Below are 26693 nucleotides of genomic sequence, written 5' to 3'. Positions count from 1 at the left end.
TTTTTTTTATGGGCGATCAGCTCAATCGAGCATCCCCACATGCCGCGGATGGCTGGCCACTCTTTGCAGCCAGGCCTGGATGCCAGGATAGCCGCTGAGATCAAAGCCGCCCTGATCGGCCACATGGGTGTAGGCGTACAACGTCACGTCAGCAATCGAATACTGCTCACCCACCAGGTACGGGGTGCGATTGAGCTGTTGCTCCATCACATCCAGCGCCTTGTAGCCGCGCTTTTGCAGTGTGCGGTACTCCTCCAGACGCTCTTGCGGCAACCCCAGGTAAAACTGGATAAACCTTGCCACCGCAATGTAAGGCTCATGGCTGTACTGTTCGAAAAACTGCCATTGAAGCACCTGGGTGCGCAAACGCGGCTCAGCTGGCAAAAACTCGCTGCCGTCGGCCAGGTAGTTGAGAATCGCGTTGGACTCCCACAGGCACGTGCCGTCTTCCAGCTCCAGCACTGGCACTTTGCCGTTCGGGTTTTTCGCCAGGAAATCCGGGGTTTGTGTTTCGCCCTTGAGGATATCCACCGCGAACCACTGATACTCAATGCCCAGCAAATGCAGCATCAGCTTGATCTTGTAGCAGTTGCCCGAATTGTAATCGCCATAAACCTTGAGCATCGTGCCTCCTTTAGGCCGCTTGAGCGGCCTGAGCCTGACGAATAACGTTAGCCAGGCGCTTGAGGCCTTCGTGCAGACGCGCCGGGTCGATGTGGCTGAAGTTCAGGCGCAGGCTGCCTACGTTCTGGTCCGGGTTGGCGAAGAACGGTTCACCCGGCATGAATGCCACGTTCTGCTCCAGCGCAGGCTTGAGCAACGTACGGGTGTCGAACGGCTGCTTTAGGGTCAACCAGAAGAACAGGCCGCCCTGTGGCACATGCCAGTCCGCCAGGTCCGAGAAGTGCTCTTCCAGCGCCAGCTGAAAACCGTCACGGCGTACGCGGTAGAAGTCACGCAACTCGGCCAGGTGGTTGGTCATTTTCTCGGTGCCGATCCACTGCAAAGCCTGCCATTGGCCAACACGGTTGGTGTGCAGGTCAGCCGATTGCTTGAGGCGCAGCAAATGGGGGAACAGATCAGGGCTGGCAATCAGGAAGCCAACGCGCAAGCCCGGCAACAGGGTCTTGGACACGGTGCCGGTGTAGATCCAGCTGGCTTTTTTCAGGCGGCTGACAATCGGCGTTGCACTGCCACCGTCAAAGTTCAGTTCGCGGTACGGCTCATCTTCAATCAGGGTGACGCCGAACTCGTCGAGCAAGGCCGCTACCGCGTCGCGCTTGGTTTCGCTGTAACGCACGGCAGACGGGTTCTGGAACGTCGGGATCAGGTAGATGAAGGCCGGGCTGTGTTTTTCCAGCTGCACACGCAAGGCGGCCAGGTCCGGGCCGTCGGCTTGCAGCGGGAACGTCAGGCACTCGGCGCCGAACAGCTGGAAGATTTGCAGCGCCGCCAGATAGGTCGGCGCTTCGAGCATGATTTCAGTGCCTTTGTCGATGTACAGCTTGGCTGCCAGATCCAGCGCCTGCTGCGAACCGCTAAGTACCATGACCTGGCTCGCATCGCAATCAACGCCCAATGCGCGGGCCTCTGCGGCCAGTACTTCACGCAGTGCCGGCTCGCCTTCACTCATGCCGTATTGACCCATCGAGGCCGGCATGTCGGTCCAGTCGACCTTGGGCAGCATGGCTTCAGCCGGTAGCCCGCCAGCGAAAGACATGACTTCCGGGCGTTGGGCCGCAGCCAGAATTTCACGAATCAAAGAGCTTTTCAGGCGGGAAACACGTTCGGAGAAGGCCATACAGATCACCGGTAGCGGAAGTAATTGGAAATAAGTCAAACTGGTTGACCGAAACTACGCCGCGAAGCCTAGATACGTCAATATGCTTGACCTTAAAAATCCGACCACTCAGCGTGCCGCCATGGAAGCCTTCTTCTTTGGCTATCAAGCGTTTACTGCAAAGGCAGACGAAATGCTGGCGCGCCGTGGGCTGAGCCGGGTGCATCAGCGCATCGTTTTTTTTATCGCCCACCATCCCGGTGTAAGCGTCAAGGAACTGCTGACGCTGCTGGGCGTAAGCAAACAAGCCCTCAATACGCCATTACGCCAGCTGATCGAAATGGATCTGGTGCGCAGCGTCGCGCCCGAGACCGACAAGCGCAAACGCCTGCTGGAGCTGACTGCTGACGGCGTCACCTTCGAGAAAAACCTGCGCCGCGAGCAGGTCAAACTGCTGCAACGGGTGTTCGCCCAGGCCGGTGACGACGCCGTCAATGGCTGGCTGGCGATCAATCATGCCCTGGGCCAAAGCCGCCAGCCCTAGCCTGGATACTGGATACTGGATACTGGATACTGGAGCAGGGCTCCCACAACAAGCCCACTTCCACCCATCACTTTCGGCCACAATCCAGAAAACATTATTTGCTTTTTTTGTATACAAAAGCATAATTCATCTCGCCTGCATTCTTGACCCAAAGGTCAGAAAAATGCTGCGCGCCTCACCAGTGCCCTTAAAAACAATAAAAGCCTGAGGAAAAACCGTGGACAGCCAAAAGTCAGAAGTACCCGCCGTTGAACTTTCTCCCCCCTCCTCCCGCGGCTGGCTGGAGCGCCTGTTCAAACTGTCGCTGCATGGCACCACGGTCAGGACCGAGCTGATCGCCGGGCTGACCACCTTTATCACCATGGCCTACATCATCTTCGTCAACCCCAACATCATGGCCGACGCGGGCATTGATCACGGCGCAGCCTTTGTGGCGACCTGCATCGCCGCTGCCCTGGGCAGCCTGTTAATGGGGCTCTACGCCAACTGGCCGGTAGGCCTGGCGCCAGGCATGGGCCTGAATGCGTTCTTCACCTACACGGTGGTCGGGACGATGGGCTACAGCTGGGAGACCGCCCTGGGCGCGGTCTTTGTCTCTGGCGTACTGTTTCTGATTCTGACCCTGTCACGGGTGCGCGAATGGCTGCTCAACAGCATTCCTGCCAGCCTGCGTTATGCAATGGGTGCGGGGGTCGGTTTGTTTCTGGGGATCATCGGCCTGAAAACCTCGGGCATCATCGTCGATAGCCCGGCCACCCTGATCAAGCTCGGCTCCCTGCGCGACCCGGCGCCGCTGCTGGCCGCCGTGTGCTTTTTGATGATTGCGATTCTTAGCTACCACCGCGTGTTCGGCGCGATCCTGATCAGCATTATCGCCGTCACTCTCGCGGGCTGGGGCCTGGATCTGGTGCACTACAACGGCATCATGTCTGCGCCGCCAAGCCTGGCTCCGACCTGGATGGCGATGGACCTCAAGGGTGTGTTCAATATCAGCATGATCAGCGTGGTGCTGGCCTTCCTGTTTGTACACATGTTCGACACTGCCGGCACCTTGATGGGCGTGGCCCAGCGTGCCGGCCTGGTCAAGGCTGACGGCAAGATCGAAAACCTGTCCAGGGCACTCAAGGCTGACAGCGCCTCAAGCGTGTTCGGCGCCGTGGTTGGCGTGCCACCCGTGACCAGCTATGTCGAAAGCGCCGCAGGGGTCGCGGCAGGCGGTCGGACCGGGCTCACCGCCGTCACCGTGGGCGTGCTGTTTGTTGCCGCGATGTTCTTCGCCCCCCTGGCTGGCATGATCCCCGCTTATGCCACAGCAGGCGCCCTGATTTACGTCGCGATGCTGATGATGGGCGGCATGCAGCACATCAACTGGGACGAACCCACCGACTGCATCCCGGCCATTGTGACCATGATCATGATGCCAATGACCTTCTCGGTCGCCGACGGGATTGCCCTGGGCTTTATCAGCTATGTCGCACTCAAGGCAGGCACCGGTAAATACCGCGAAATTTCTGTCAGCCTGTGGGTGCTCTGCGCTATTTTCATCGCCAAGTTTATTTACCTGTAAACCGGGCGATATCAACCGGCCCCGCCAATGACGCGGGGTCTTTGTGCTATGGGAGGAAGTGATGAGTCTGGAAACCTGGCTGCTGTTCAGCAGCGCGGCATTGGTGGTAATCCTGATTCCGGGGCCTTTGTCGTTATTGATGATCAGCAACAGTTTGAACTACGGCTTGCGCCGTTCTTACCCGGCATTTCTGGGGGGTGTATTTGCCTCGATTTGCCTGCTCAGTGCTTCGGCACTGGGTTTGGGGGCTTTGTTGCTGGCCTCGGAAAAACTCTTCAGCGCCCTGAAAATCGTCGGCGCGCTGTATCTGTTTTATCTGGCCTGGCAAAGCTGGAAACAATCGCGCCAGCCGGCCACGGTCACTAACGTGCCTGAAGCCGCACCAAAACCGCGCTTCAGCGCCCTGTTCGGGCGCGCGTTTGTACTGGGCGCCAGTAATCCGAAAGACATTTTGTTCTTTGCTGCCTTCCTTCCGCAGTTCCTCAACCCTGACCTGCCCTTCCTTAACCAGTTGCTGGTGATGATCGCCACCTGGACCGTACTCGACCTGCTGTGCAAGCTGGCCTACGGCCTTGGCGCCCATGGTGCGGCGGGTTATCTGCGCAGCGGCAAGGGCCAGAGCTGGTTCAACCGCATCAGCGCCGGGTTGTTTGGTGTAGCGGGAACGGCGTCACTGCTAAGCCGCTGATACAGCACCGCCTGTGTGGGAGCGGGCTTGCTCGCGATACAAGCGCCGCCGTGTTTCTGGATGAACGCGTCGATGCCATCGCGAGCAAGCCCGCCCCCACAAGTCATGTGTAGACAGGCAAAAAAAAGCCCGCAGTGTGAGCGGGCAAATAACCACATGCGCAGATCGATATCTTCTAGCTACCGCGATAGGTCGAGTAGCTGTACGGCGAAATCAGTAGCGGTACATGGTAGTGATCCTGCTCGGAACTGATCCCGAAACGCAGTACCACCACGTCCAGAAACGCCGGCTCCGGCAATTTCACACCCCGCGCGCGGTAGTAATCACCGGCACTGAACTGCACCTGGTAAACCCCCGAACGGTACGTATCCCCTTCCAGCAACGGCGCGTCGCAGCGGCCATCGCTATTGGTCAGCGCTGTAGCGACCAACTCCAGCCCCGAACCTTCAACCCGATACAACTCGACCTTGATCGAGCTGCCCGGACAGCCATGTGCGGCATCCAAAACGTGCGTAGTCAAACGTCCCATAGATTGTGCGACCTCCCGAGTCGGTGAAAAAAATGGCCACTGCACCCCTTTGGCGCACCAAAAGCATCAGCGAGAACACGATTAAGACATTTATCAAAAAAATTGTACACAATTAAAAAGCACAATTTCAGCCAGCCCTTGAGCCGCACCGCCTGCACGGTATTTCCTGTCAAAGCCGCAGGGTTAGCAGACTTCTTATCCATAAGCTGACCAATCAGGCAGGTTTCTTGCAAGTACCTTTCAGGCGCGAAGCATGGTAGAAATAGAAAAAATCAGGGTTACAAATAGATTATAAAGTTGTATACAATCAAGCCATCGCAGTGACGCCAGGTCTGGCCAATCGACTGTTAACACAAACAATAAGGAAGACTGTAGTGAGCGCTGACTACCCACGCGACCTGATTGGTTACGGTCCAAACCCTCCGCACCCGCATTGGCCGGACAACGCCCGTATCGCCCTGTCTTTCGTACTCAACTACGAAGAAGGCGGCGAGCGCAACATTCTGCACGGCGACAAGGAATCTGAAGCGTTCCTGTCCGAAATGGTCTCGGCGCAGCCGTTGCAAGGCGAGCGCAACATGAGCATGGAGTCCTTGTACGAGTACGGCAGCCGCGCAGGCGTGTGGCGTGTACTCAAACTGTTTCGCGAGTTCGACATCCCGCTGACCATATTTGCCGTGGCGATGGCCGCCCAGCGCCACCCGGACGTGATCCGCGCCATGGTTGCTGCCGGGCATGAGATTTGCAGCCACGGGTATCGCTGGATCGACTACCAGTACATGGATGAAGCCCTTGAGCGTGAACACATGCTCGAAGCCATCCGCATCCTCACCGAAATCAGCGGTGAACGCCCCCTGGGCTGGTACACCGGCCGCACCGGCCCCAATACCCGGCGCCTGGTGATGGAAGAAGGCGGTTTCCTGTACGACTGCGACACCTATGACGACGACCTGCCCTACTGGGAGCCCAACAACCCTACCGGCAAGCCGCATCTGGTGATCCCTTACACCCTGGACACCAATGACATGCGCTTCACCCAGGTGCAGGGTTTCAATACCGGCGAGCAATTTTTCCAGTACCTCAAGGATGCTTTCGATGTGCTGTACGCCGAAGGCGCAGAGTCGCCGAAAATGCTATCCATCGGCCTGCATTGCCGCCTCATTGGCCGCCCTGCGCGTCTCGCCGCCCTCAAGCGTTTCATTGAATACGCCAAGGGTCATGAACAGGTCTGGTTCACCCGCCGCGTGGACATCGCCCGCCACTGGCACGCCACCCACCCTTTTGTTGCAGAGACCGCCAAATGAGCGCCTTCAAGACCCTCAAGCCTTCACAACTGAGCCGTGAAGCGTTCGTGGCAGCCTTTGCCGATATCTACGAACACTCGCCCTGGGTCGCCGAAAAAGCCTGCGACCTGGGCCTGGACAGCAGCGTCGACACCATCGAAACCCTGCACCAGCGCATGAGTGACATTTTGTTGAGCGCCGATCACGCCAGCCAGCTGGCATTGATCAATGCTCACCCGGACCTGGCCGGCAAAGCAGCCGTCCAGGGCCAACTCACCGAAGCCAGCACCCATGAACAAGCTGGCGCCGGTATTCACCAATGCACGGCCGAAGAGTTTCAACGCTTCACCGAGCTGAACGAGGCCTATAAAGCCAAGTTCAAGTTTCCCTTCATCATGGCGGTAAAAGGCAGCGACCGGCACCAGATCCTCGCCGCGTTCGAGACCCGCATCCATAACCCGGCAGACGTCGAGTTCAAATGCGCGTTGGCAGAAATCAACAAAATTGCCCTGTTCCGATTACTCCAGCTCTAAGCCGAACCGGCACGTGCCGGTGACGCATCTCCAGCCACTTAATTAAAGGCAGACAAGAAGAATGAAAGCTTACGCCGTACCTTTCGAGAAGTTCGTCAACCTGGCCGATGCCCGCCTGGGCACCAAAATCGTTTCGGTCACCGATGACTGGTTCGCCGACGCCAACCGCCTGTTCCAGCCGACCCCGGCCGTATGGAAGGAGGGCGTTTTCGATGACAACGGCAAGTGGATGGACGGCTGGGAGTCCCGCCGCAAGCGCTTCGAAGGCTATGACAGCGCAGTGATCCGCCTGGGCGTTCCGGGCTCGATCAAGGGTGTGGACATCGACACTTCATTCTTCACCGGCAACTTTCCGCCGTCTGCCTCGCTGGAAGCCTGTTTCCTGGCCTCGGGCGAACCCAACGAAAACACCCAGTGGGTTGAAGTGCTGTCGGCTGTCGAGCTGCAAGGCAACAGCCATCACTACCACGAAATCAGCAATGACCAGGCCTTCAGCCACCTGCGCTTCAACATCTACCCGGATGGCGGCGTAGCGCGTCTGCGCGTGTATGGCGTGCCGTTCCGTGACTGGTCGGCAGTGGGTGACAACGAGCAGATCGACCTGGCAGCCGCCCTCAACGGTGGCCGCGCCCTCGCCTGCTCCGACGAGCACTTCGGCCGCATGAGCAACATCCTCAACCCGGGCCGCGGCATCAACATGGGCGACGGTTGGGAAACCGCACGCCGCCGTACTCCGGGCAATGACTGGGTCATCGTGGCGCTGGGCCATGCAGGCGAGATTGAAAAAATCATCGTCGACACCCTGCACTTCAAAGGCAACTACCCCGACAGCTGCTCGATCCAGGGCGCGTTCGTCAAGGGCGGTACCGACAGCCAGATCGAAACCCAGTCGCTGTTCTGGCGTGAGCTGCTGCCGAGTCAAAAAATGGAAATGCACGCTGAGCACACCTACAGCGAGCAACTCAAAAACCTCGGCCCGATTACCCATATTCGCCTGAACCTGTTCCCGGACGGTGGTGTAAGCCGCATTCGCGTACTGGGCAAAGTAGCGAAGTAATGCTGAGCCTGTAGTCGCTGCCGCAGGCTGCGAAGGGTTGCGAAGGGTTGCGAAGGGTTGCGGAGCAACCCGCTATCTCACTCGCAGCCTGCGGCAGCGACAACAAAAGCAACACGATGACCTGACAGAAACCCGAATAAGAAGACCACCATGCGCACATTGATGATTGAACCGCTGACCAAAGAAGCCTTCGCCCCTTTCGGCGATGTGATTGAAACCGATGGCAGCGACCACTTCATGATCAATAACGGTTCGACCATGCGCTTTCACCGTCTGGCAGAAGTCGAAACGGCTACGCCAGAAGACAAGGCGATCATCAGCATTTTCCGCGCCGAGGCGCAGGACATGCCATTTACCGTTCGCATGCTGGAGCGCCATCCGCTGGGCAGCCAGGCGTTTATACCGCTGCTCGGCAACCCCTTTCTGATCGTGGTCGCGCCACTTGGCGATGAACCTGTATCAGGCTTGGTCCGCGCCTTTGTCAGTAATGGCAGGCAGGGCATTAATTACCATCGCGGCGTTTGGCACCATCCGGTGCTGACGATCGAAAAGCGGGATGACTTCCTGGTGGTTGATCGCAGTGGCACAGGCAATAACTGCGATGAGCATTTCTTTAAAGAGGATCAGTTGCTGTTCCTCGCCCCCCACCAATAAGAGAAGGTCCAACACTCATAAAAGAGTGACGGGCAAGAGGTAAAGACTGTGGAAGCACATCTAATGGAATGGCTGAATCTGAGCGTGCGCTGGATTCATATGATCACTGGTGTGGCCTGGATCGGCGCATCGTTTTATTTCGTCTGGCTGGAGAACAATCTCAACCGTGCCAACCCCAAGGATGGCCTGGCAGGCGATCTATGGGCGATTCACGGCGGCGGCATTTACCACCTCGAAAAATACAAGCTGGCCCCACCCACCATGCCGGAAAACCTGCACTGGTTTAAATGGGAAGCCTATTTCACCTGGATGTCAGGCATCGCCCTGCTCTGCCTGGTCTTCTACTTCAACCCCGCGCTGTACCTGATTGCTCCCGGCAGCAGCCTGAGCGGTCCCGAAGCAGTGGCCATCGGGATCGGTTCGCTGATCGCCGGCTGGTTCGTTTACGACTTTCTCTGCGACTCCGCCCTGGGCAAGCGCCCGGCGTTGCTCGGTTTCGTCCTGTTTGTGTTGCTGGTTGCGGCAGCGTTCGGCCTGAGCAAGGTGTTCAGCGGGCGCGGTGCTTACCTGCATGTGGGCGCCATTATCGGCACCATCATGGTCGGTAACGTGTTCCGCACCATCATGCCCGCACAACGCGCTCTGGTAGCCGCGATCAAGGAAGGCCGCAGCCCCGATCCAGCCCTTCCGGCCAAAGGACTGCTGCGTTCGCGACACAACAACTACTTCACCTTGCCGGTGCTGTTCATCATGATCAGCAACCACTTCCCGAGCACCTATGGCAGCCAGTACAACTGGCTGATCCTGGCCGGGATTGCGGTGCTGGCGGTGTTGGTGCGTCATTACTTCAACACCCGTCACGACAGCCACAAATATGCCTGGACCTTGCCTGTGGCAGCGTTGGGCATGATCTGCCTGGCTTACGTCACCGGTCCAAAACCGGTATCGACCGCGCCCGAAACGGCCAAAGTCATCAAGTACCAGCCGCTTCCTGAAACCGCGCTGGGCGGCGTCAAAGCCGCGGATGCTCCGGCCCCGGTCACCGCACCCGCTGCCCCGGCAGCACCGGTGGCCACCGTCGATTTCGAGAAGGTCCATTCGGTGATCCAGGAACGCTGCACGGTCTGTCATTCCGCCACGCCTACCAGCCCGCTGTTCAGTGCAGCCCCAGCAGGCGTGATGTTCGACACCGCGCAGCAGATCAAGCTCATGGCTCCACGTATTCAGGCCCAGGCCGTCGCCACCCCGATCATGCCGCTGGGCAACATCACACAGATGACCCAGCAGGAACGTGACCTGATTGGCGCCTGGATCAGTGCGGGAGCCCAGACCAACTGATGCACATACTTTGCGGGCGCAGCCTGGCTGAGCCCGCTAGTACACACCACTAGCTCACAACAATAAAAAATGACCGAGGTGTTGCATGTCCGATTTAACCGAACCGCGCATACCCGCCATAACCGCGCCGCCCCCGCTGGCGCGGCTACCCATGCTGCAACTGATCCTGGTCGGTTTGCAGCATGTGCTGCTGATGTATGGCGGCGCCGTGGCCGTGCCGCTGATCATCGGACAGGCCGCAGGCCTGAGTCGGGAAGAAATCGCCTTTTTGATCAACGCCGACCTGCTGGTGGCGGGTGTCGCCACTATCGTGCAATCGATGGGGATCGGCCCCATGGGTATTCGCATGCCGGTCATGATGGGGGCCAGCTTTGCGGCCGTCGGCAGTATGGTGGCAATGGCCGGGATGCCGGGCATCGGCCTGACCGGGATCTTCGGCGCGACCATCGCCGCAGGCTTTTTCGGGATGATCATTGCGCCGTTCATGTCCAAGGTGGTTCGCTTCTTTCCACCCCTGGTCACCGGCACCGTGATTACATCGATCGGCCTGTCCCTGTTCCCCGTTGCGGTCAACTGGGCCGGTGGCGGCAGTGCTGCTGCGCAGTTCGGTTCCCCGACGTACCTGGCCATTGCGGCACTGGTGCTGGGAACCATCCTGCTGATCAACCGCTTCATGCGTGGCTTCTGGGTCAACATTTCGGTATTGATCGGCATGGCCCTGGGCTATGTCCTGTCAGGCGCCATTGGCATGGTCGACCTCTCCGGCCTGGACAACACCCCGTGGCTCCAGGTCGTCACGCCGCTGCACTTCGGCATGCCGGAATTTCATCTGGCCCCGATCCTCTCGATGTGCCTGGTGGTGGTGATCATTTTTGTCGAGTCCACCGGGATGCTCCTGGCACTGGGCAAAATCACCGACCAGGAAGTCACTCCACGCATGCTGCGTCGCGGCTTGCTGTGTGATGCCGGGGCGTCGTTCATTGCAGGTTTCTTCAACACCTTTACCCACTCCTCATTCGCCCAGAACATTGGTCTGGTACAGATGACCGGCGTGCGTTGCCGCTCGGTGACGATCATGGCCGGTGTCTTTCTGATCACCCTGAGCCTGCTGCCCAAGGCAGCGTATCTGGTGGCCTCGATTCCGCCTGCAGTTTTGGGTGGCGCCGCCATCGCCATGTTCGGCATGGTCGCGGCCACAGGCATCAAGATCCTCCAGGAAGCCGACATTGCCGACCGCCGCAATCAATTGCTGGTGGCCGTCAGCATCGGCATGGGCCTGATCCCGGTGGTACGCCCCGAGTTCTTCGCCCACCTGCCACTGTGGATGGACCCCATCACCCACAGCGGCATCGCCATGGCCGCCGTCAGCGCGGTATGCCTGAACTTGATGTTCAACGTACTGGGCGGCGCCGAGCGCGCAGCCATGAGCGGGCACGTGCATCAGCACTGACCTGTGGGAGCGGGCTTGCTCGCGATCGGATCACCGCGGTTTACCTGAACAACCGCAGTGCCTGAGTCGCGAGCAACCCCGCTCCCACAGATTTGCCAGCATCTGACACAAAACAATAATAAAAAGGAGTTATCCATGAACTGCAAACACTGGGGCGTCACGCTCGCGGGTGGGTTTCTGGCTGCCAGCCAGGCAATGGCCGGTGATCTGTTTCTGTGGCAAACCAACAGCCTGGCTTACCTGTACGGCAAGAATTTCGCGATCAACCCTTCGATCCAGCAAACCGTCACTTTCGAACATGCCGACAAATGGAAATACGGCGACAACTTCCTGTTTGTCGACCGCATTTTCTACAACGGCAAGGATGACCCCAACAAAGGCCCGCACACCTACTACGGCGAGTTCAGCCCACGCCTGTCGTTCGGCAAGATCTTCGACCGCACGCTTGAGTACGGCCCGATCAAGGACGTGCTGCTGGCCATGACCTATGAGTACGGCGAAGGCGACAGCGAGGCGTATCTGATCGGCCCCGGCTTTGATCTGGCGGTGCCGGGCTTTAACTACTTCACCCTTAATTTCTATCGTCGTCATACCGAAGGGCCGCGCCCTGGTACCGGGGTTTGGCAGATCACCCCGTCGTTTTCCTACACCATCCCCATGGGCCGTTCCAACCTGCTGATCGACGGCTACATGGACTGGGTGGTGGACAATGACCAGAACTCACGCGGCACCTATCACGCCAACCTGCACTTCAACCCCCAGATCAAATATGACCTGGGCAAGGCCCTGAACCTGGGTGAAAAACAGCTGTATGTCGGTATTGAATACAGCTACTGGAAGGACAAGTACGGCATCGAAAGCAGCAGCCGCCTGGACACCAACCAGAACACCGCCAGCGCCCTGATCAAAGTCCACTTTTAAGTTAAAGACAGTGCACGCTCTGTTGTCCCTCACCCAGGGTGATAACAGAGCGCTTGAGTGCAAACGCCTGAGCCAGTATTCTCCGCGCCCGCTCGAACGCCAGTAATATTTAAAGTTGACTCAAGAGGCAACTTTAAACCTTTAAATCAAAGGCTTACTGACTGTTTTAAAGCACGGACCAAGGCGCCAATACAGAGCGCCACGTTCTCACTACTGCACGACTTTTTACTTTTTTGGAGCTAACCGAATGAAGCGCACTCTTACCAGCCTGATGCTTGCGGGGAGCATGTTGGGCGGGGCTCCGGCAGTCGCCGGCGACCTGCTGCAATGGCAAACCAACAGCCTGACTTACTTGTATGGCAAGGACTTCCAGGTCAATCCGAAGATTCAGCAAACCCTCACCTTCGAGCATGCTGACAGCTGGAAGTACGGCGATAACTTCTTCTTCCTCGACCGTATTTTCTACAACGGCAAAGAAGACGGTAACGTTGGCCCGAACACCTATTACGGCGAGTTCACGCCTCGTTTGTCGTTCGGCAAAATCTTCGACCAGAAGTTTGAATTTGGCCCGATCAAAGACGTGCTGCTGGCCATGACTTACGAGTTTGGCGAAGGCGACACCGAGGCCTACCTGATCGGCCCGGGTTTCGACCTGAACGTGCCGGGCTTTGACTACTTCCAGTTGAACTTCTACCAGCGCTTCCCTGAAGGCAACCGTGCTGGCAAAGGCGTCTGGCAGATCACCCCGGTGTGGTCCTACACCCTGCCCCTGGGCAATTCCGATGTGCTGATCGACGGCTACATGGACTGGGTGGTGGACAACGACCAGAACTCACGCGGCACCTACCACGCCAACCTGCACTTCAACCCGCAGATCAAATATGACCTGGGCAAGGCATTGAGCTGGGGCGCCAAGCAGTTGTACGTCGGCGTTGAATACGACTACTGGAAAAACAAGTACGGCATCGAAGACAGCGGTTCATTCAAAACCAACCAGGACACTGCGAGCCTGCTGGTCAAGTACCACTTCTGATGCGCGAGCCCCGGGCGCCTTATCGCGCCTGGGGCACCTGCAACAAACCCCGCAGCATCAGGTCCAGGCTGTCCAGCGCAGCCGCCAGACGCTGCGGCGGGTTGTCGGCCTCGGCAATCCAGAACGACGCATCCATCAAGCCGCCCTGAATCAGGCGCGCCAACGCCTCGGGGTCGGTGCGTTGAATCACGTGTGTATCCATCAAGCCCTGCAGCATCGCCGCCATCGACAGACAGCACACTGACTGAGTGTTCTGCACGTATTGCGAGCCCAGCACCGAAGGCGCATCCCGCAACAAAATACGCTGCACTTCGATTTGCAGAGCCATCTCCAGATACAGCCGGCACTGATCCTGAAACCCTTGCCACTGGCTGTCGGCTTGCTCAAGCACCTGAGCCAGTTGCGCATCCAGCTCGGCATCGATTTGCTGGGCCACCGCCTGAAACAAACCCTTCTTGTCACCGAAATGGTGATACAGCGCCCCGCGCGTCAAGCCCACCGAAGCCGTCAACTCATCCATCGAGGTCTGGGCGTAGCCCACTGAACCAAAGGCCAGCCGTGCAGCTTCAAGCAGCTTGCCACGGGTTTCTTCGATCATTTGCGACCGCGCTTTGGGCGCCATGCCTGCCACCTTTAATTTTGGATACACGACGTATGTTAATTGACATACGCCATGTATGCGTATATTTCTACATACGCCGCGTATGTAGCATTCACGAAAATATGTAGTCGCTGCCGCAGGCTGCGAAGGGAGCCGCGGAGCGTTTTGGAAAACGGGTTGCAGAGCAACCCTTCGCAGCCTGCGGCAGCGACTACAGAATCAAAGTGTGTCCACCCAATGTTCCGGAGCTTGTATGGCTAACCCTTATCGCGAGATTTTCAGCGCCCCCGGCACCAAGGCTTTCAGCGGCGCGGGCCTGATCGCACGGATGCCGATATCCATGGTCGGCATCGGTATCATCACCATGCTTGCACAGTTGCAGGGCTCCTATTGGCTGGCCGGTGGCGTGGCCGCCACCTTTGCCCTGGCCACTGCCCTGCTGGCACCGCAGATCTCACGCTGGGTCGACCGCTACGGCCAGAGCCGTATCCTGCCAGGCGTCACCGCCATTGGCGTCAGCGGCCTGCTGGCCCTGCTGCTGTGCAGCCACTTTGGCGCGCCGGACTGGACGCTGTTTGTGTTCGCCGCACTGTCGGGCTGCATGCCCAGCATGTCGGCGATGGTCCGGGCACGCTGGACCGAGCTGTACCGCGGCTCGCCCAAATTGCACACCGCGTTTTCATTCGAGTCGGTACTCGATGAGGTCAGCTTCATTATCGGCCCGCCGATTTCCGTAGGCCTGAGCGTCGCCCTGTTCCCCCAGGCCGGGCCACTGGCGGCAGCCATCCTGCTGGCCATTGGCGTCAGCGTGTTTGTGCTGCAACGCAAAACCGAACCGCCGGTACATCCGCGCAGCAACGAACACAGTGGCAGCGTACTGCGCCAGGGCGCCGTGGTGATCCTGCTGCTGGCCTTGCTTGGGCTGGGGACGATTGTGGGCACAGTGGACGTGGTCAGCGTGGCCTTTGCCCAGCAACAGGGCCAGCCTGCGGCTGCCAGCATCGTACTGTCGATGTACGCCTTCGGTTCCTGTGTCGCCGGGCTGATCTTCGGCACGCTCAAACTGAACATGCCGCTGCCCAAACTGTTTGTGCTGGGGGCACTGGCCACATCGGTCACGATGGTGCCACTGATGTGGGTCGACAGCGTCGCCACGCTGGCCGTGGGGATGCTGGTCGCCGGGCTGTTTTTTGCGCCAACCCTGATCACCGCCATGGGCCTGGTGGAAAACATCGTACCGCCCGCCAAACTGACCGAGGGCCTGACCTGGATGATTACCGGCCTGGGCATGGGGGTTGCCCTTGGCGCCGTCCTGGGTGGCTGGGTGGTGGACGCTTACGGCGCCCAGGCGGGCTTTACCGTGTCCCTGGCTGCCGGTGGCGTGATGGTGCTGTTCGCCGTGCTCGGCTACCGCCTGCTGCAGGACAGCACCGTACCCCGCGCCATAGCGGCCTAGCCTTTGACCGTGCGCCAGACCTTGCTCACACCAGACACCACCGCCAGCACCACTGCGCCGGCAATAATGCCGGCCACGGCGTTGAGCAAGGTCGGCACGATTGCCGAGACCACGCCCAGCCATTGCGCGCTGCCTTGCGCCACGCCTTCAACCCAGTGATGCAGCGCCGGCACGCCATGGGTCAGGATGCCGCCGCCGACCATAAACATCGCCGCCGTGCCGATCACTGTCAGGCTTTTCATCATGTAAGGCGCAGCGCTCAACACGCCGCGGCCAAAACTGCGCTGGAACCGCGGCCATGCACCGTCGCCGGTTTTTTTGCTCAAGTACAAGCCACCATCGTCGAGCTTGACGATACCGCCCACCACGCCATAGACGCCGATCGTCATCACAATCGCGATCCCCGACAACACCACCACTTGCTGCATCAGCGGTGACTCGGAGACGATTCCCAGGGTGATGGCAATGATTTCGGCCGACAGAATGAAGTCCGTGCGCACTGCGCCCTTGACCTTGTCCTTTTCAAACGCCGCCAGGTCGACTTCAGCGCCGGCCAGCGACTCTTGCAATGCCTGGCGCTGGTTTTGGGCGTCAGCCTTGCTGTGTGTGAGGCTATGGGCAACCTTCTCAAAACCCTCAAAACACAGATATGCACCGCCCACCATCAACAACGGTGTCACCGCCCACGGCGCAAATGCGCTGATGGCCAGTGCTGCAGGCACCAGGATCAGCTTATTGCGAAACGAGCCCTTGGCCACGGCCCACACCACCGGCAACTCCCGGTCGGCCCGCACGCCCGAGACCTGCTGGGCGTTGAGTGCCAGATCGTCGCCCAGCACTCCGGCGGTTTTTTTGGCGGCCACTTTAGTCATCAGTGCGACGTCATCGAGCACGGCGGCAATATCGTCGAGCAACATCAGCAAGCTACTGCCAGCCATAGAAAAACGTCCTTTGGGATTGAATGGCCACAAGCATAGCGCGTGACAGCCCGAAAGCTGCAATCTTGAGCCACTTGCAAGCCCGGTGCTACCATGCCCGACCGCCCCAGAAGGCAAGGACATATCGGGTTTATGAGCAGTATCCGCGAGCGTAATAAAGAACTGATTTTGCGTGCCGCCAGCGAAGAGTTCGCTGACAAGGGTTTCGCCGCCAGCAAAACCAGCGACATCGCGGCCAAGGCAGGCGTGCCCAAGCCCAACGTCTACTACTACTTCAAATCCAAGGAAAACCTCTATCGCGAGGTACTTGAGAGCATTATCGACCCGATTCTGCGGGCTTCGACACCGTTCAATGCCGATGGCGAACCGAACGAAGTGCTGAGCAATTACATCCGCTCAAAAATCCTCATTTCCCGCGACTTGCCGTTTGCCTCCAAGGTGTTTGCCAGCGAGATCATGCACGGCGCCCCGCACCTGAGCGAAAAACAGGTCGAACAGCTCAACGTCCAGGCCAAGCACAACATCGACTGCATCCAGATCTGGATCGACCGTGGCCAGATAGCCCCGATCGACCCCCATCACCTGATGTTCAGCATCTGGGCGGCGACCCAGACCTACGCCGATTTTGACTGGCAGATCACCGCCATCACCGGCAAGGCCAAACTCGAAGACAGCGACTACGAAGCCGCGACCCAGACCATCATCCGGCTGGTGCTCAAGGGTTGTACTCCAGACTGAGCCCCTCTTAGAAACCTGTGGGAGCGGGCTTGCTCGCTCCCACAAGGCCCGCCCCGCCTCAATACGGTCTCTGCGTTTAGACCACCACCCCCGCATCCGCCCGCAAGCCCAGCGCTTCCACTGCACTGATCGCGCACTGCTCGTCGATATCCGAGGTGTCGCCGCTGATGCCGATCGCGCCGACCACTTGCCCCGATTGATCACGGATCAACACCCCACCAGGCGCCGGTACGACGTCGCTCTGCCCCATCCCGTTAAGGGCGGCATAAAACGCCGGGCGCTGCTGTGCGTCCAGCGCCAGCAAACGCGAACCCTTGCCCAGGGCAATCGCGCCCCAGGCTTTGCCAATCGCGATGCTGGGACGCAACAGGCTGGCGCCATCCTCGCGCTGCAGCGCCAACAGATGTCCGCCACTGTCGAGCACCGCCACCGTTAACGGTGCCGCGCTGATCTGGCGCCCCGTGCTCAAGGCCTGAGCAGTAAGGTCTAAAGCGACTTTCAAGGTTAAAGCACTCATGGTTGCCGTCCTTATCTTGTTATGGAAAGCCTTTCGCGCGCCGTTTCAAGGCGCATTCAATGCAGACAATAGAACACAATATAAAATTGTTTTGTATACAATTTTAATGAGCCATTCATTTAAAAAATACCGGCAGTGCCTGAATACAGGGACTGGGACTCATCAGTCACAGATTCAACAAAAGCCATTGACCTGCACCGCGGAGGATGAATACACTCGCTCAACAGCCACTTGTATACAATTACAAAACGTAAGAGGCACAAAACAATGAGCAAAATGAGAGCAATCGAAGCCGCCGTTCTGGTGATGCGTCGCGAAGGTGTCGATACCGCGTTCGGTATCCCGGGTGCCGCAATCAACCCGTTGTACTCGGCCCTGCAAAAGGTCGGTGGCATCGATCACGTCCTTGCTCGCCACGTGGAAGGCGCCTCGCACATGGCCGAGGGCTACACCCGTACCAAGGCCGGCAATATCGGCGTGTGCATCGGCACTTCGGGCCCGGCAGGCACCGACATGGTGACGGGCCTGTACAGCGCTTCGGCCGACTCGATCCCGATTCTGTGCATCACCGGCCAGGCACCACGGGCGCGGATGCATAAAGAAGACTTCCAGGCAGTCGATATCACCACCATCGTCAAACCCGTCACCAAGTGGTCGACCACCGTGATGGAGCCTGGCCAGGTGCCTTACGCCTTCCAGAAAGCCTTTTACGAAATGCGCTCCGGGCGTCCCGGCCCGGTGCTGATCGACCTGCCGTTCGATGTACAAATGGCCGAGATCGAATTCGACATCGATGCCTACGAACCGCTGCCATTGGCCAAGCCATCGGCGACCCGATTGCAGGCTGAAAAAGTCCTGGCCCTGCTCGATCAGGCCGAACGCCCGCTGCTGGTCAGTGGCGGGGGCGTCATCAACGCCGACGCCAGCGAGTTGCTGGTGGAATTCGCCGAGTTGACCGGCATCCCGGTCATCCCGACCCTGATGGGCTGGGGCACGATTGCCGACGATCACCCGCTGATGGTGGGCATGGTCGGCCTGCAGACATCCCACCGCTACGGCAACGCCACCCTGCTCAAGTCCGACGTGGTACTGGGCATCGGCAACCGTTGGGCCAACCGTCATACCGGTTCGGTCGACGTTTACACCGAGGGTCGCAAGTTCATACACGTTGATATCGAGCCAACCCAGATCGGCCGCGTGTTCAACCCGGATCTGGGCATCGTTTCCGACGCAGGTTCCGCGCTCAAGGTATTCCTTGAAGTGGCCCGCGAATGGAAGGTCGCCGGCAAGCTGAAAAACCGCAGCGCCTGGCTGCAAGACTGCCAGCAACGCAAGGCCACGCTGCACCGCAAGACTCACTTCGACAACGTGCCGGTCAAACCCCAGCGCGTGTACGAAGAGATGAACCAGGTGTTCGGCAAAGACACGTGCTACGTCAGCACCATCGGTTTGTCGCAGATTGCCGGTGCGCAGTTCCTGCACGTTTACAAACCGCGTCACTGGATCAACTGCGGTCAGGCCGGCCCTCTGGGCTGGACCATTCCTGCGGCGCTGGGCGTGGTCAAGGCCGACCCCGACCGTAATGTCGTGGCGCTGTCCGGCGACTATGACTTCCAGTTCATGATCGAAGAACTGGCCGTGGGCGCACAGTTCAACCTGCCGTATATCCACGTCGTGGTGAACAACTCCTACCTTGGGCTGATTCGTCAGGCACAACGCGGGTTTGAAATGGACTACTGCGTTCAGTTGGCTTTCGACAACCTCAACGCACCCGAACTCAACGGCTATGGCGTTGACCACGTTGCCGTCGTTCAAGGCCTGGGCTGCAAGGCCTTGCGTGTGTTCGAACCGAGTGAAATCCAGCCTGCACTGCGCAAGGCCCAGGAGCTGATCAAGGAGTTCCGCGTACCCGTGATGGTGGAAATCATCCTGGAGCGCGTGACCAATATCTCGATGGGCACCGAAATCAACGCCGTGAACGAATTTGAAGACCTGGCGCTGGTGGGCAACGATGCACCGACCGCCATTTCGATGCTGGATTAATTGACTGCCCCTCTCTTTAAAGGAGAGGGGCCACCTATTTGCAGGAGTTCACCATGCCGCGTTTTGCCGCCAACCTGTCCATGCTGTTCACCGAACAGGATTTCCTTGTCCGTTTTCAAGCGGCTGCCAACGCTGGTTTTCATGGCGTTGAATACCTGTTCCCTTACGACTACAGCTCTGCCGAGATCAAGGCGCAACTCGATGCCAACAAGCTGACCCAAGTGCTGTTCAACCTGCCGGCCGGTGACTGGGCCAAGGGTGAGCGCGGGATCGCCTGCCATCCGGATCGGGTGGATGAGTTCCGTGCCGGGGTTGACCTGGCCATTGCTTACGCCCAGGTACTGGGTAACGACCAGATCAACTGCCTGGCGGGGATTCGCCCACAAGGCGCAGACGAAGCGCTGATCGAAAAAACCTTCGTCACCAACCTCAAATACGCGGCCGACAAGCTTCAGGCGGCGGGTATCAAGCTGGTCATGGAGTCGATCAACACCCTCGACATTCCGGGCTTTTACCTGAACAACACGAAACAGGCCCTGGCCATTCAGGAAAAGGTCGGCAGCACCAACCTGTTCCTGCAATACGACATCTACCACATGCAAATCATGGAGGGCGATCTGGCCCGCACCATGCAAACGCACCTGGGGCACATCAACCATATCCAGCTGGCCGATAACCCGGGCCGCCATGAGCCGGGCACTGGCGAAATCAACTACCGCTTCCTGTTCGATCACCTGGACCGCATTGGCTATCAGGGCTGGGTGGGTTGCGAATACAAGCCACTGACCAGCACCGAAGCCGGTCTGGTGTGGCTCAAGACCCATAACGCGGTGTAACCACAAAACACTGTAGCCGCTGCCGAAGGCTGCGATGGACTGCGCAGCAGTCCCCCTTGAAGGCCCTGCGGGCCTTATCGCAGCCTGCGGCAGCGACTACAAAGACCCTATAAAATAAGAGGATTTGTCATGGCTAAAATCGGATTTATCGGCACAGGCATCATGGGTTCGCCTATGGCCAGCAACCTGCAAAAGGCCGGGCATAGCCTGTTTCTGTCGACCCATCACGGCGCCGCACCGGCCGATCTGGTCGCCGCAGGCGCAATCGCCCTGGCCAGTCCGCGAGAAGTGGCCCAGGAAGCCGAATTCATTATTGTCATGGTGCCGGACACCCCTCAGGTCGAAGACGTGCTGTTCCGTGAAGACGGCATCGCCGCAGGCCTGAGCCCGAACAAGGTGGTGATCGACATGAGTTCGATCTCGCCGACGGCAACCAAAGCCTTCGCTGAAAAAATCAACGCCAAGGGCGCGCAGTACCTGGACGCCCCAGTGTCTGGCGGTGAAGTGGGCGCCAAGGCTGGCAGCTTGAGCATCATGGTCGGCGGCGACGAAAAAACCTTCGCCCGCGCCCTTCCCCTGCTCCAGAGCATGGGCAAAAACATCACCCTGGTCGGCGGCAACGGCGACGGTCAGACCGCCAAGGTGGCCAACCAGATCATCGTTGCCCTGAACATTCAGGCAGTGGCTGAAGCGTTGGTGTTTGCCGCCAGGAACGGTGCTGACCCGGCCAAGGTTCGCGAAGCCCTGATGGGTGGGTTTGCTTCGTCAAAAATCCTTGAAGTCCACGGCGAGCGCATGATCAAGGGCACCTTCGATCCGGGTTTCCGCATCAGCCTGCACCAGAAGGACCTCAACCTGGCCCTGGCGGGCGCCCGCGAACTGGGGATCAACCTGCCCAACACCGCCAACGCCCAACAAGTGTTCAGCACCTGCGCCGCCATCGGTGGCAGCAACTGGGACCACTCGGCGCTGATCAAAGGCCTGGAACACATGGCCAACTTCTCGATTCGCGACAAGTAACCCCGCCGGTCTGCCCTTTTTTGGGGAGACCGCACTACCTGTAGTCGCTGCCGAGGCACGAAGGCTGCGAGTTCTTGATCATGCAGGGAGCCAATCAAGAGCTCGCAGCCTTCGTGCCTCGGCAGCGACTACCAGGTAACAATCATGAGTTCACACCCCTGCCCCGACTGGGCGACTGCCCTGTGCGCCGGTTTCAGCCAAATCTTCCTCCAGCGCCATCCGCTGTGCGGAGTGATGTGCCTGCTGGCGATTCTGCTCAGTGCTCCCACCCTGCTCGGTGGCGCCTTGCTGGGCGGTGTTGCGGGGCTCTTGACCGCACAACGTCGCGACTACCCCAAAGCCGAACGCCAGGCCGGGCTCTACAGTTACAACGGCATCTTGCTGGGGTTGCTGTTAAGCCACCAACTGGAGTGGTCCGCCCTGTTGCCCCTGCTGATTATTGCCAGTGCAGGATTGAGCACGATGCTCGTCCACCAGTGGCTAAAACGCGCCGCCCACGGGCAAAGCCTGTTGGCCTATACCGCGCCGTTTGTGGTACTTGGCTGGATCTTGCTGCACCTGAACAACACCCCTGCCCCTGCCCTGAACCCCGATCAGGCCGTCAACAGCCTGACGCTGGTACAGGCCGTGTTCAAAGGCGTGGCCCAAGTGATGCTGCTACAGCACCCCGTTGCCGGGCTGCTGATTGTGCTCGGCCTGTGCCTGAGCAGTCATCGGGCGGCGCTATGGGCCATTACGGGTTCGCTGGCGGGCCTGGCATTTGGGCTGTATCAACAGGACACGGCCGCCGCACTGGACGGGCTGGCAGGCTACAACCCGGTACTCGCCGCATTGGCCCTGAGCCAGCAGCGACGTCGGCCGTGGCTTCCATTAGTCGGCATCCTCGTCACCCTGTTGCTTACACCCGGGTTTATCGCCCTGGGGCTTGCGCCATTAACGGCGCCGTTTATTCTCAGTTGCTGGCTGGTACATGCCAGCGTACGGATACTCAGTCCCCAGGCACCCGATGCCGAAGAACAATGCAGGTTGCGCATTGAGCGTTAATACTCGAACCTTCTGACATTTGGGCATCGAGCAACCTGCATGGACAACAAGGATTGGCGCCAGCGCCTGTACATCATGGTCTTCCAGGCCGACACACCCGCAGGACGGCGCTTTGACACCGCACTGCTGCTGATCATCATGTGCAGCCTGGTGGTGGTGGTGCTCGACAGCATCAACAGCATTCACCGCGACTACGCCAACATGCTGGCCTATATCGAATGGGGCTTTACCTTTGTCTTTGCCATCGAGTACGGCCTGCGCCTGTATTGCTCCCCCAAACCGCTGCGTTACGCCTTCAGCTTCTACGGGCTGGTGGATTTGCTGGCCATCGTGCCGGGGATCCTGGCGATCTATTACAGCGACGCGCAGTACCTGCTGATTATCCGCATCATCCGCATGCTGCGCATTTTTCGCATCCTCAAACTGCGACCCTACCTGAGCCAGGCTAACTACCTGCTCGCGGCCCTGCGCGGCAGCAAGCAGAAAATCATCGTGTTCCTGGTCAGTGTCTCGACCCTGGTCACGGTGTTCGGCAGCCTGATGTACGTGGTCGAAGGCCCGGAAAACGGCTTTACCAGCATCCCGGTGAGCATTTACTGGGCCATCGTCACCCTGACGACCGTGGGCTTTGGCGACATCGTGCCCAAGACCGTGCTGGGCCAAGTGATCTCGGCCATGGTAATGATCACCGGCTACTCGATCATTGCCGTGCCCACCGGCATCTTCACCGCCGAGCTGGCCAATGCCATGCGCGGCGAACAGCTCAAGCACGACTGCCCCACCTGCAAGAAAAACACCCACGAACAATCGGCTTCTTTTTGTTCCCGTTGCGGCAATGCACTCTTTGCTAAAAATGCATAACCACAGCACTTTTTAATCTTTTAAGGACTATGCGTCAGCCGCTATAGTTGCTGGCAAATTGCCCTTATTGCTCTCCATAACAAGGAATTCGCAGTGAAAAAACTCTTTAGTGCTTCAATTCTGGCCGTAGGCCTGGCCCTCGGCAGCGTCGCTCACGCAGCGACTCCTCCGCCGTTGCTGAACGTGTCCTACGACGTGATGCGTGACTTCTACAAGGACTACAACGCGGCCTTCCAGAAGCACTGGGCACAAGAGCACAACGGCGAAAAGCTCAACATACAAATGTCCTTCGGCGGCTCCAGCAAACAGGCCCGCTCAGTCATCGACGGCCTGCCGGCTGACGTGATCACCATGAACATGGCCACCGACATCAACGCCCTGGCCGACAACGGCCAGTTGGTCCCGCAAAACTGGGTCACACGCCTGCCCGACAACAGCGCGCCGTTCACCTCGGCCACTGTGTTTATCGTGCGCAAAGGCAACCCGAAAGCCCTGAACGACTGGCCTGACCTGCTCAAGGACGGCGTACAGGTGATCGTGCCCAACCCGAAAACTTCGGGCAACGGCCGCTACACCTTCCTCTCGGCCTGGGGTTATGTGCTGAAAAACGGCGGTGACGAAACCAAGGCCAAAGACTTTGTCGCCAAGCTGTTCAAGCAAGCGCCGGTACTCGACACCGGCGGCCGTGCAGCCACCACCACCTTCATGACCAACCAGATCGGCGACGTGCTGGTGACCTTCGAAAACGAAGCTGAAATGATTGCCCGTGAATTTGGCCGCGACCAGTTCGAAGTGATCTACCCGAGCGTATCGGCAGAAGCCGAGCCGCCAGTGAGCGTGGTTGACAAAGTGGTCGACAAAAAAGGCACCCGCGCAACCGCTGACGCCTATCTGAAGTACCTGTGGTCCCCTGAAGGCCAGGAAATCGCCGCCAACAACTACCTGCGTCCACGTGACAAGGCAGTACTGGCCAAATACAACGACCGCTTCCCGAAAGTCGACTTCCTGTCGGTTGAGAAAACCTTCGGTGACTGGCGCGACGTGCAGAAAAAGTACTTCAACGACGGTGGCGTGTTCGACCAGATCTATAACGGTCAATAATCCCACCAACCTCGACAGCGCCGTAGTCGCTGCCGAGGAACGAAGGCTGCGAGCTCATGACTCCCGTCGCTGCAAGTTAAAAGCTCGCAGCCTTCGTTCCTTGGCAGCGACTACGGGAAGAGCATTACCCTCCCCGCAATAGCTGTACAAAAAACCAGTAAAAACACTTGCCCTCGCGCCCGTCTCTGCCCATGCTGTGCGTCTTCTGCGCACCCTGAATGAGTTGAGCGATGCGGTTGTTTTTGTGTGAAAAACCCTCCCAGGCCAAAGATATCGCCGCCGTACTCGGTGCCAGCCGACGCGGTGATGGCTGCTGGATCGGCCCCGCTGCCACCGTCACCTGGTGCATCGGCCACCTGCTCGAAACCGCCCCGCCCGACGCCTACGACGAGCGCTACAAGCGCTGGGTACTGGCCGACCTGCCGATCGTTCCCGAAAAATGGAAAATGCGCGTCAAGCCCAAGACCGCCAGCCAGTTCAAGGCCGTCAAGCGCCTGCTCGGGGAAGCCAGCGAACTGGTGATCGCCACCGACGCCGACCGTGAAGGCGAGATGATCGCCCGCGAGCTGGTCGAGCACTGCCGCTATCGCGGCCCGATCCAGCGCCTGTGGCTGTCAGCCCTGGACGACGCCTCCATTCGCAAGGCCCTGGCCGCACTCAAACCGGGGGCCGAAACCTTCAACCTCTACCACTCGGCACTGGGACGCTCACGGGCCGACTGGTTGATCGGCATGAACATGAGCCGCCTGTTCACCCTGCTCGGTCGCCAGTCCGGCTATCAGGGCGTGTTGCCGGTGGGCCGGGTGCAAACCCCGACGCTGCGCCTGGTGGTCGACCGTGACCGCAGCATCAGCGACTTTATCCCCGTGGCCTACTGGGCCATTGATGTGCAACTCAAACACGACGGGCAGTTGTTCGCCGCGCAATGGCGCGCGGATCCCGACACGTGCGACGACCAGGACCGCTGCCTCAACCAGGCCCATGCACAGCAGGCCGCCGCCGCAATGAACAGCGCGAGCAGCGCCCGGGTGATCAAGCTGCGCACCGAGCGCATGCGTGAAGTGGCACCCTTGCCGTTCGACCTGGGCACGCTGCAAGAGGTGTGTTCAAAAAAACTCGGCCTGGGCGCCCAGGAAACCCTGGACGTCGCCCAGGCCCTGTACGAAACCTACAAAGTGATCACCTACCCGCGCAGCGACTGTGGCTACCTGCCACAAAGCCAGCACGGCGAAGCACCGTCGATCCTGAGCGCCCTGCAGCACGCAGACCCGGCATTGGGGCCACTGGCCGCGCATCTGGACCCCCAGCGCCGTTCACGGGCCTGGAACGATGCCAAGGTCAGCGCCCACCACGGCATCATCCCCACGGCGGCTGCCAAAAACCTCGAACGCCTGAGCGGCAAACACCGCGCCGTGTATACGCTGATTCGCGCACGCTACCTGGCGCAATTTCTGCCCAACCACGAATACGACCGCACCCAGGCCGACTTCGATTGCGCGGAACAAAATGTGCGTGCCGTCGGCAAGCAAATCGTCGAGCCCGGCTGGAAGCGCGCACTGCCCGAAGCCCTGGCCCCGGCCAAGGGCCGCGAAGCCCCGGCACCACAACCGTTGCCTGTATTGCGCGAAGGCCTGGACTGCGCGATTGTCGGGGTCAACCTCAAAGACCTGTGGACCCAGCCACCCAAGCCCTTCACCGAAGGCGACCTGATCAAGGCGATGAAAAACGTCGCCAAGCTGGTGCAAGACCCACTGCTCAAGCAAAAACTCAAGGACACCACCGGCATCGGCACCGAAGCCACCCGGGCAGGCATCATCCAGGGCTTGCTGGACCGCGGTTACCTGATCAAAAACGGCAAGGCCCTGGCCGCCACGGCGCCCGCCTTCAGCCTGATCGACGCCGTGCCCCGCGCCATCGCCGACCCCGGCACCACGGCCATCTGGGAACAGGCACTGGACATGGTGCAAAGCGGCGAGATGACCCTCGACGTATTCGTCGCCAAGCAGGCGGCCTGGATGAGCAAGCACATCGAGCGTTGCAGCGCCCTGACGCTGACCATCAGCAGCCCGGCGGGTGCGGCACCTGCCTGGAAAAAGAAACGCAAGCCCGCAACCGGCAAGGCCAAGCCAAAACGGGCGGTGAAAGCCAAGGGGGCATGAAT

26 protein-coding genes are annotated in these 26693 nt (G+C 59.3%); 20 read left to right on the top strand and 6 right to left on the bottom strand.

From position 1 onward, the window contains the following. Positions 1 to 21: 21 nt before the first annotated feature. Positions 22 to 624, bottom strand: a complete 603-nt coding sequence (locus KO536_RS02950) for a glutathione S-transferase family protein (RefSeq protein ID WP_133076066.1) — start codon at positions 622 to 624, stop codon at positions 22 to 24. 10 nt (positions 625 to 634) lie between these two features. Beyond that, positions 635 to 1801: a PLP-dependent aminotransferase family protein gene (locus KO536_RS02945; protein ID WP_133076065.1), complete on the bottom strand. Its 1167-nt coding sequence runs from the start codon at positions 1799 to 1801 to the stop codon at positions 635 to 637. A gap of 82 nt (positions 1802 to 1883) precedes the next feature. Here KO536_RS02945 and KO536_RS02940 point away from each other — a divergent pair, with 82 nt between their 5' ends. The 3 genes from KO536_RS02940 (at position 1884) to KO536_RS02930 (ending at position 4579) form a co-directional block, all read left to right on the top strand. Further along, positions 1884 to 2324 carry a MarR family winged helix-turn-helix transcriptional regulator gene (locus KO536_RS02940; protein WP_019826601.1) on the top strand — a complete coding sequence of 147 codons (441 nt, stop codon included), beginning with the start codon at positions 1884 to 1886 and terminating at the stop codon, positions 2322 to 2324. Between the two features lie 217 nt (positions 2325 to 2541). Further along, positions 2542 to 3891 (top strand): NCS2 family permease, encoded by a 1350-nt coding sequence (locus KO536_RS02935; protein WP_219261035.1) that lies wholly within the window; start codon positions 2542 to 2544, stop codon positions 3889 to 3891. 61 nt (positions 3892 to 3952) lie between these two features. Further along, positions 3953 to 4579, top strand: coding sequence for a LysE family translocator (locus KO536_RS02930; protein WP_019826607.1), 627 nt, complete (start codon positions 3953 to 3955; stop codon positions 4577 to 4579). A gap of 175 nt (positions 4580 to 4754) precedes the next feature. Here the strand turns inward: KO536_RS02930 and uraH are convergent, their stop codons facing one another. Continuing rightward, entirely contained in the window at positions 4755 to 5108 is a 354-nt protein-coding gene (gene uraH, locus KO536_RS02925) for a hydroxyisourate hydrolase (protein WP_133076062.1), read from the bottom strand. 374 nt (positions 5109 to 5482) lie between these two features. Between uraH and puuE the strand changes: the two genes are divergently transcribed. The 8 genes from puuE to KO536_RS02885 all read left to right on the top strand — a co-directional run bounded on the left by puuE (position 5483) and on the right by KO536_RS02885 (position 13377). Continuing rightward, a complete protein-coding gene (gene puuE / locus KO536_RS02920; protein WP_133076061.1) occupies positions 5483 to 6412 on the top strand; it encodes an allantoinase PuuE in 930 nt (309 codons plus the stop codon). Continuing rightward, on the top strand, positions 6409 to 6924 hold the full coding sequence (gene uraD / locus KO536_RS02915) for a 2-oxo-4-hydroxy-4-carboxy-5-ureidoimidazoline decarboxylase (protein WP_133076060.1): 516 nt from the start codon (positions 6409 to 6411) through the stop codon (positions 6922 to 6924). The genes puuE and uraD overlap by 4 nt, the downstream gene beginning before the upstream one ends. A 61-nt stretch (positions 6925 to 6985) precedes the next feature. Continuing rightward, entirely contained in the window at positions 6986 to 7981 is a 996-nt protein-coding gene (alc, locus tag KO536_RS02910) for an allantoicase (protein WP_019826615.1), read from the top strand. Positions 7982 to 8131: 150 nt separating this feature from the next. Beyond that, entirely contained in the window at positions 8132 to 8635 is a 504-nt protein-coding gene (locus KO536_RS02905; protein WP_133076059.1) for an ureidoglycolate lyase, read from the top strand. Between the two features lie 48 nt (positions 8636 to 8683). Beyond that, positions 8684 to 9973, top strand: a complete 1290-nt coding sequence (locus tag KO536_RS02900) for a urate hydroxylase PuuD (protein WP_133076058.1) — start codon at positions 8684 to 8686, stop codon at positions 9971 to 9973. Positions 9974 to 10058: 85 nt separating this feature from the next. Next, positions 10059 to 11423, top strand: a complete 1365-nt coding sequence (locus KO536_RS02895) for a nucleobase:cation symporter-2 family protein (protein ID WP_219261034.1) — start codon at positions 10059 to 10061, stop codon at positions 11421 to 11423. Positions 11424 to 11558: 135 nt separating this feature from the next. Beyond that, a complete protein-coding gene (locus tag KO536_RS02890; RefSeq protein WP_219261033.1) occupies positions 11559 to 12344 on the top strand; it encodes an outer membrane protein OmpK in 786 nt (261 codons plus the stop codon). A 247-nt stretch (positions 12345 to 12591) separates the two neighbouring features. Continuing rightward, a complete protein-coding gene (locus tag KO536_RS02885) occupies positions 12592 to 13377 on the top strand; it encodes an outer membrane protein OmpK (protein ID WP_133076055.1) in 786 nt (261 codons plus the stop codon). Positions 13378 to 13396: 19 nt separating this feature from the next. Here KO536_RS02885 and KO536_RS02880 read toward each other — a convergent pair whose 3' ends face one another. Beyond that, complete coding sequence (locus tag KO536_RS02880) at positions 13397 to 13999, bottom strand: TetR/AcrR family transcriptional regulator (protein ID WP_133076054.1); 603 nt, start codon at positions 13997 to 13999, stop codon at positions 13397 to 13399. Positions 14000 to 14231: 232 nt separating this feature from the next. Between KO536_RS02880 and KO536_RS02875 the strand changes: the two genes are divergently transcribed. Further along, positions 14232 to 15434, top strand: coding sequence for an MFS transporter (locus KO536_RS02875; protein WP_219261032.1), 1203 nt, complete (start codon positions 14232 to 14234; stop codon positions 15432 to 15434). Here the strand turns inward: KO536_RS02875 and KO536_RS02870 are convergent. After that, positions 15431 to 16372 carry a DUF808 domain-containing protein gene (locus KO536_RS02870; protein WP_133076052.1) on the bottom strand — a complete coding sequence of 314 codons (942 nt, stop codon included), beginning with the start codon at positions 16370 to 16372 and terminating at the stop codon, positions 15431 to 15433. The two genes, KO536_RS02875 and KO536_RS02870, sit on opposite strands and share 4 nt — an antisense overlap. A 132-nt stretch (positions 16373 to 16504) precedes the next feature. Between KO536_RS02870 and KO536_RS02865 the strand changes: the two genes are divergently transcribed. Beyond that, a complete protein-coding gene (locus KO536_RS02865) occupies positions 16505 to 17110 on the top strand; it encodes a TetR/AcrR family transcriptional regulator (RefSeq protein ID WP_219261031.1) in 606 nt (201 codons plus the stop codon). A gap of 76 nt (positions 17111 to 17186) precedes the next feature. On the opposite strand, the gene KO536_RS02860 is transcribed toward KO536_RS02865, so the two are convergent. After that, positions 17187 to 17627, bottom strand: a complete 441-nt coding sequence (locus tag KO536_RS02860; protein WP_048360808.1) for a heme-binding protein — start codon at positions 17625 to 17627, stop codon at positions 17187 to 17189. A gap of 267 nt (positions 17628 to 17894) precedes the next feature. On the opposite strand from KO536_RS02860, the gene gcl reads away from it, so the two are divergent. From gcl to KO536_RS02825, 7 genes are all read left to right on the top strand, one after another. Continuing rightward, positions 17895 to 19670: a glyoxylate carboligase gene (gcl, locus tag KO536_RS02855; RefSeq protein WP_219261030.1), complete on the top strand. Its 1776-nt coding sequence runs from the start codon at positions 17895 to 17897 to the stop codon at positions 19668 to 19670. A 53-nt stretch (positions 19671 to 19723) separates the two neighbouring features. After that, positions 19724 to 20506, top strand: a complete 783-nt coding sequence (gene hyi, locus KO536_RS02850) for a hydroxypyruvate isomerase (RefSeq protein WP_219261029.1) — start codon at positions 19724 to 19726, stop codon at positions 20504 to 20506. 129 nt (positions 20507 to 20635) lie between these two features. Next, positions 20636 to 21526 carry a 2-hydroxy-3-oxopropionate reductase gene (locus KO536_RS02845; RefSeq protein ID WP_219261028.1) on the top strand — a complete coding sequence of 297 codons (891 nt, stop codon included), beginning with the start codon at positions 20636 to 20638 and terminating at the stop codon, positions 21524 to 21526. A 144-nt stretch (positions 21527 to 21670) separates the two neighbouring features. Next, on the top strand, positions 21671 to 22570 hold the full coding sequence (locus tag KO536_RS02840; protein ID WP_219261027.1) for an urea transporter: 900 nt from the start codon (positions 21671 to 21673) through the stop codon (positions 22568 to 22570). A gap of 39 nt (positions 22571 to 22609) precedes the next feature. Continuing rightward, positions 22610 to 23431, top strand: a complete 822-nt coding sequence (locus tag KO536_RS02835; RefSeq protein ID WP_133076046.1) for an ion transporter — start codon at positions 22610 to 22612, stop codon at positions 23429 to 23431. 93 nt (positions 23432 to 23524) lie between these two features. After that, positions 23525 to 24532, top strand: a complete 1008-nt coding sequence (locus KO536_RS02830) for a sulfate ABC transporter substrate-binding protein (RefSeq protein ID WP_133076045.1) — start codon at positions 23525 to 23527, stop codon at positions 24530 to 24532. 230 nt (positions 24533 to 24762) lie between these two features. Further along, complete coding sequence (locus tag KO536_RS02825; protein ID WP_219261026.1) at positions 24763 to 26691, top strand: DNA topoisomerase III; 1929 nt, start codon at positions 24763 to 24765, stop codon at positions 26689 to 26691. Positions 26692 to 26693 lie beyond the last annotated feature (2 nt).

This window comes from Pseudomonas sp. NKUCC02_KPG (assembly GCF_019345465.1).
Lineage (GTDB): Bacteria > Pseudomonadota > Gammaproteobacteria > Pseudomonadales > Pseudomonadaceae > Aquipseudomonas.
The sequence above is the reverse complement of the archived record's forward strand: the minus strand, read 5'-3'. Positions and strand labels throughout refer to the sequence as shown.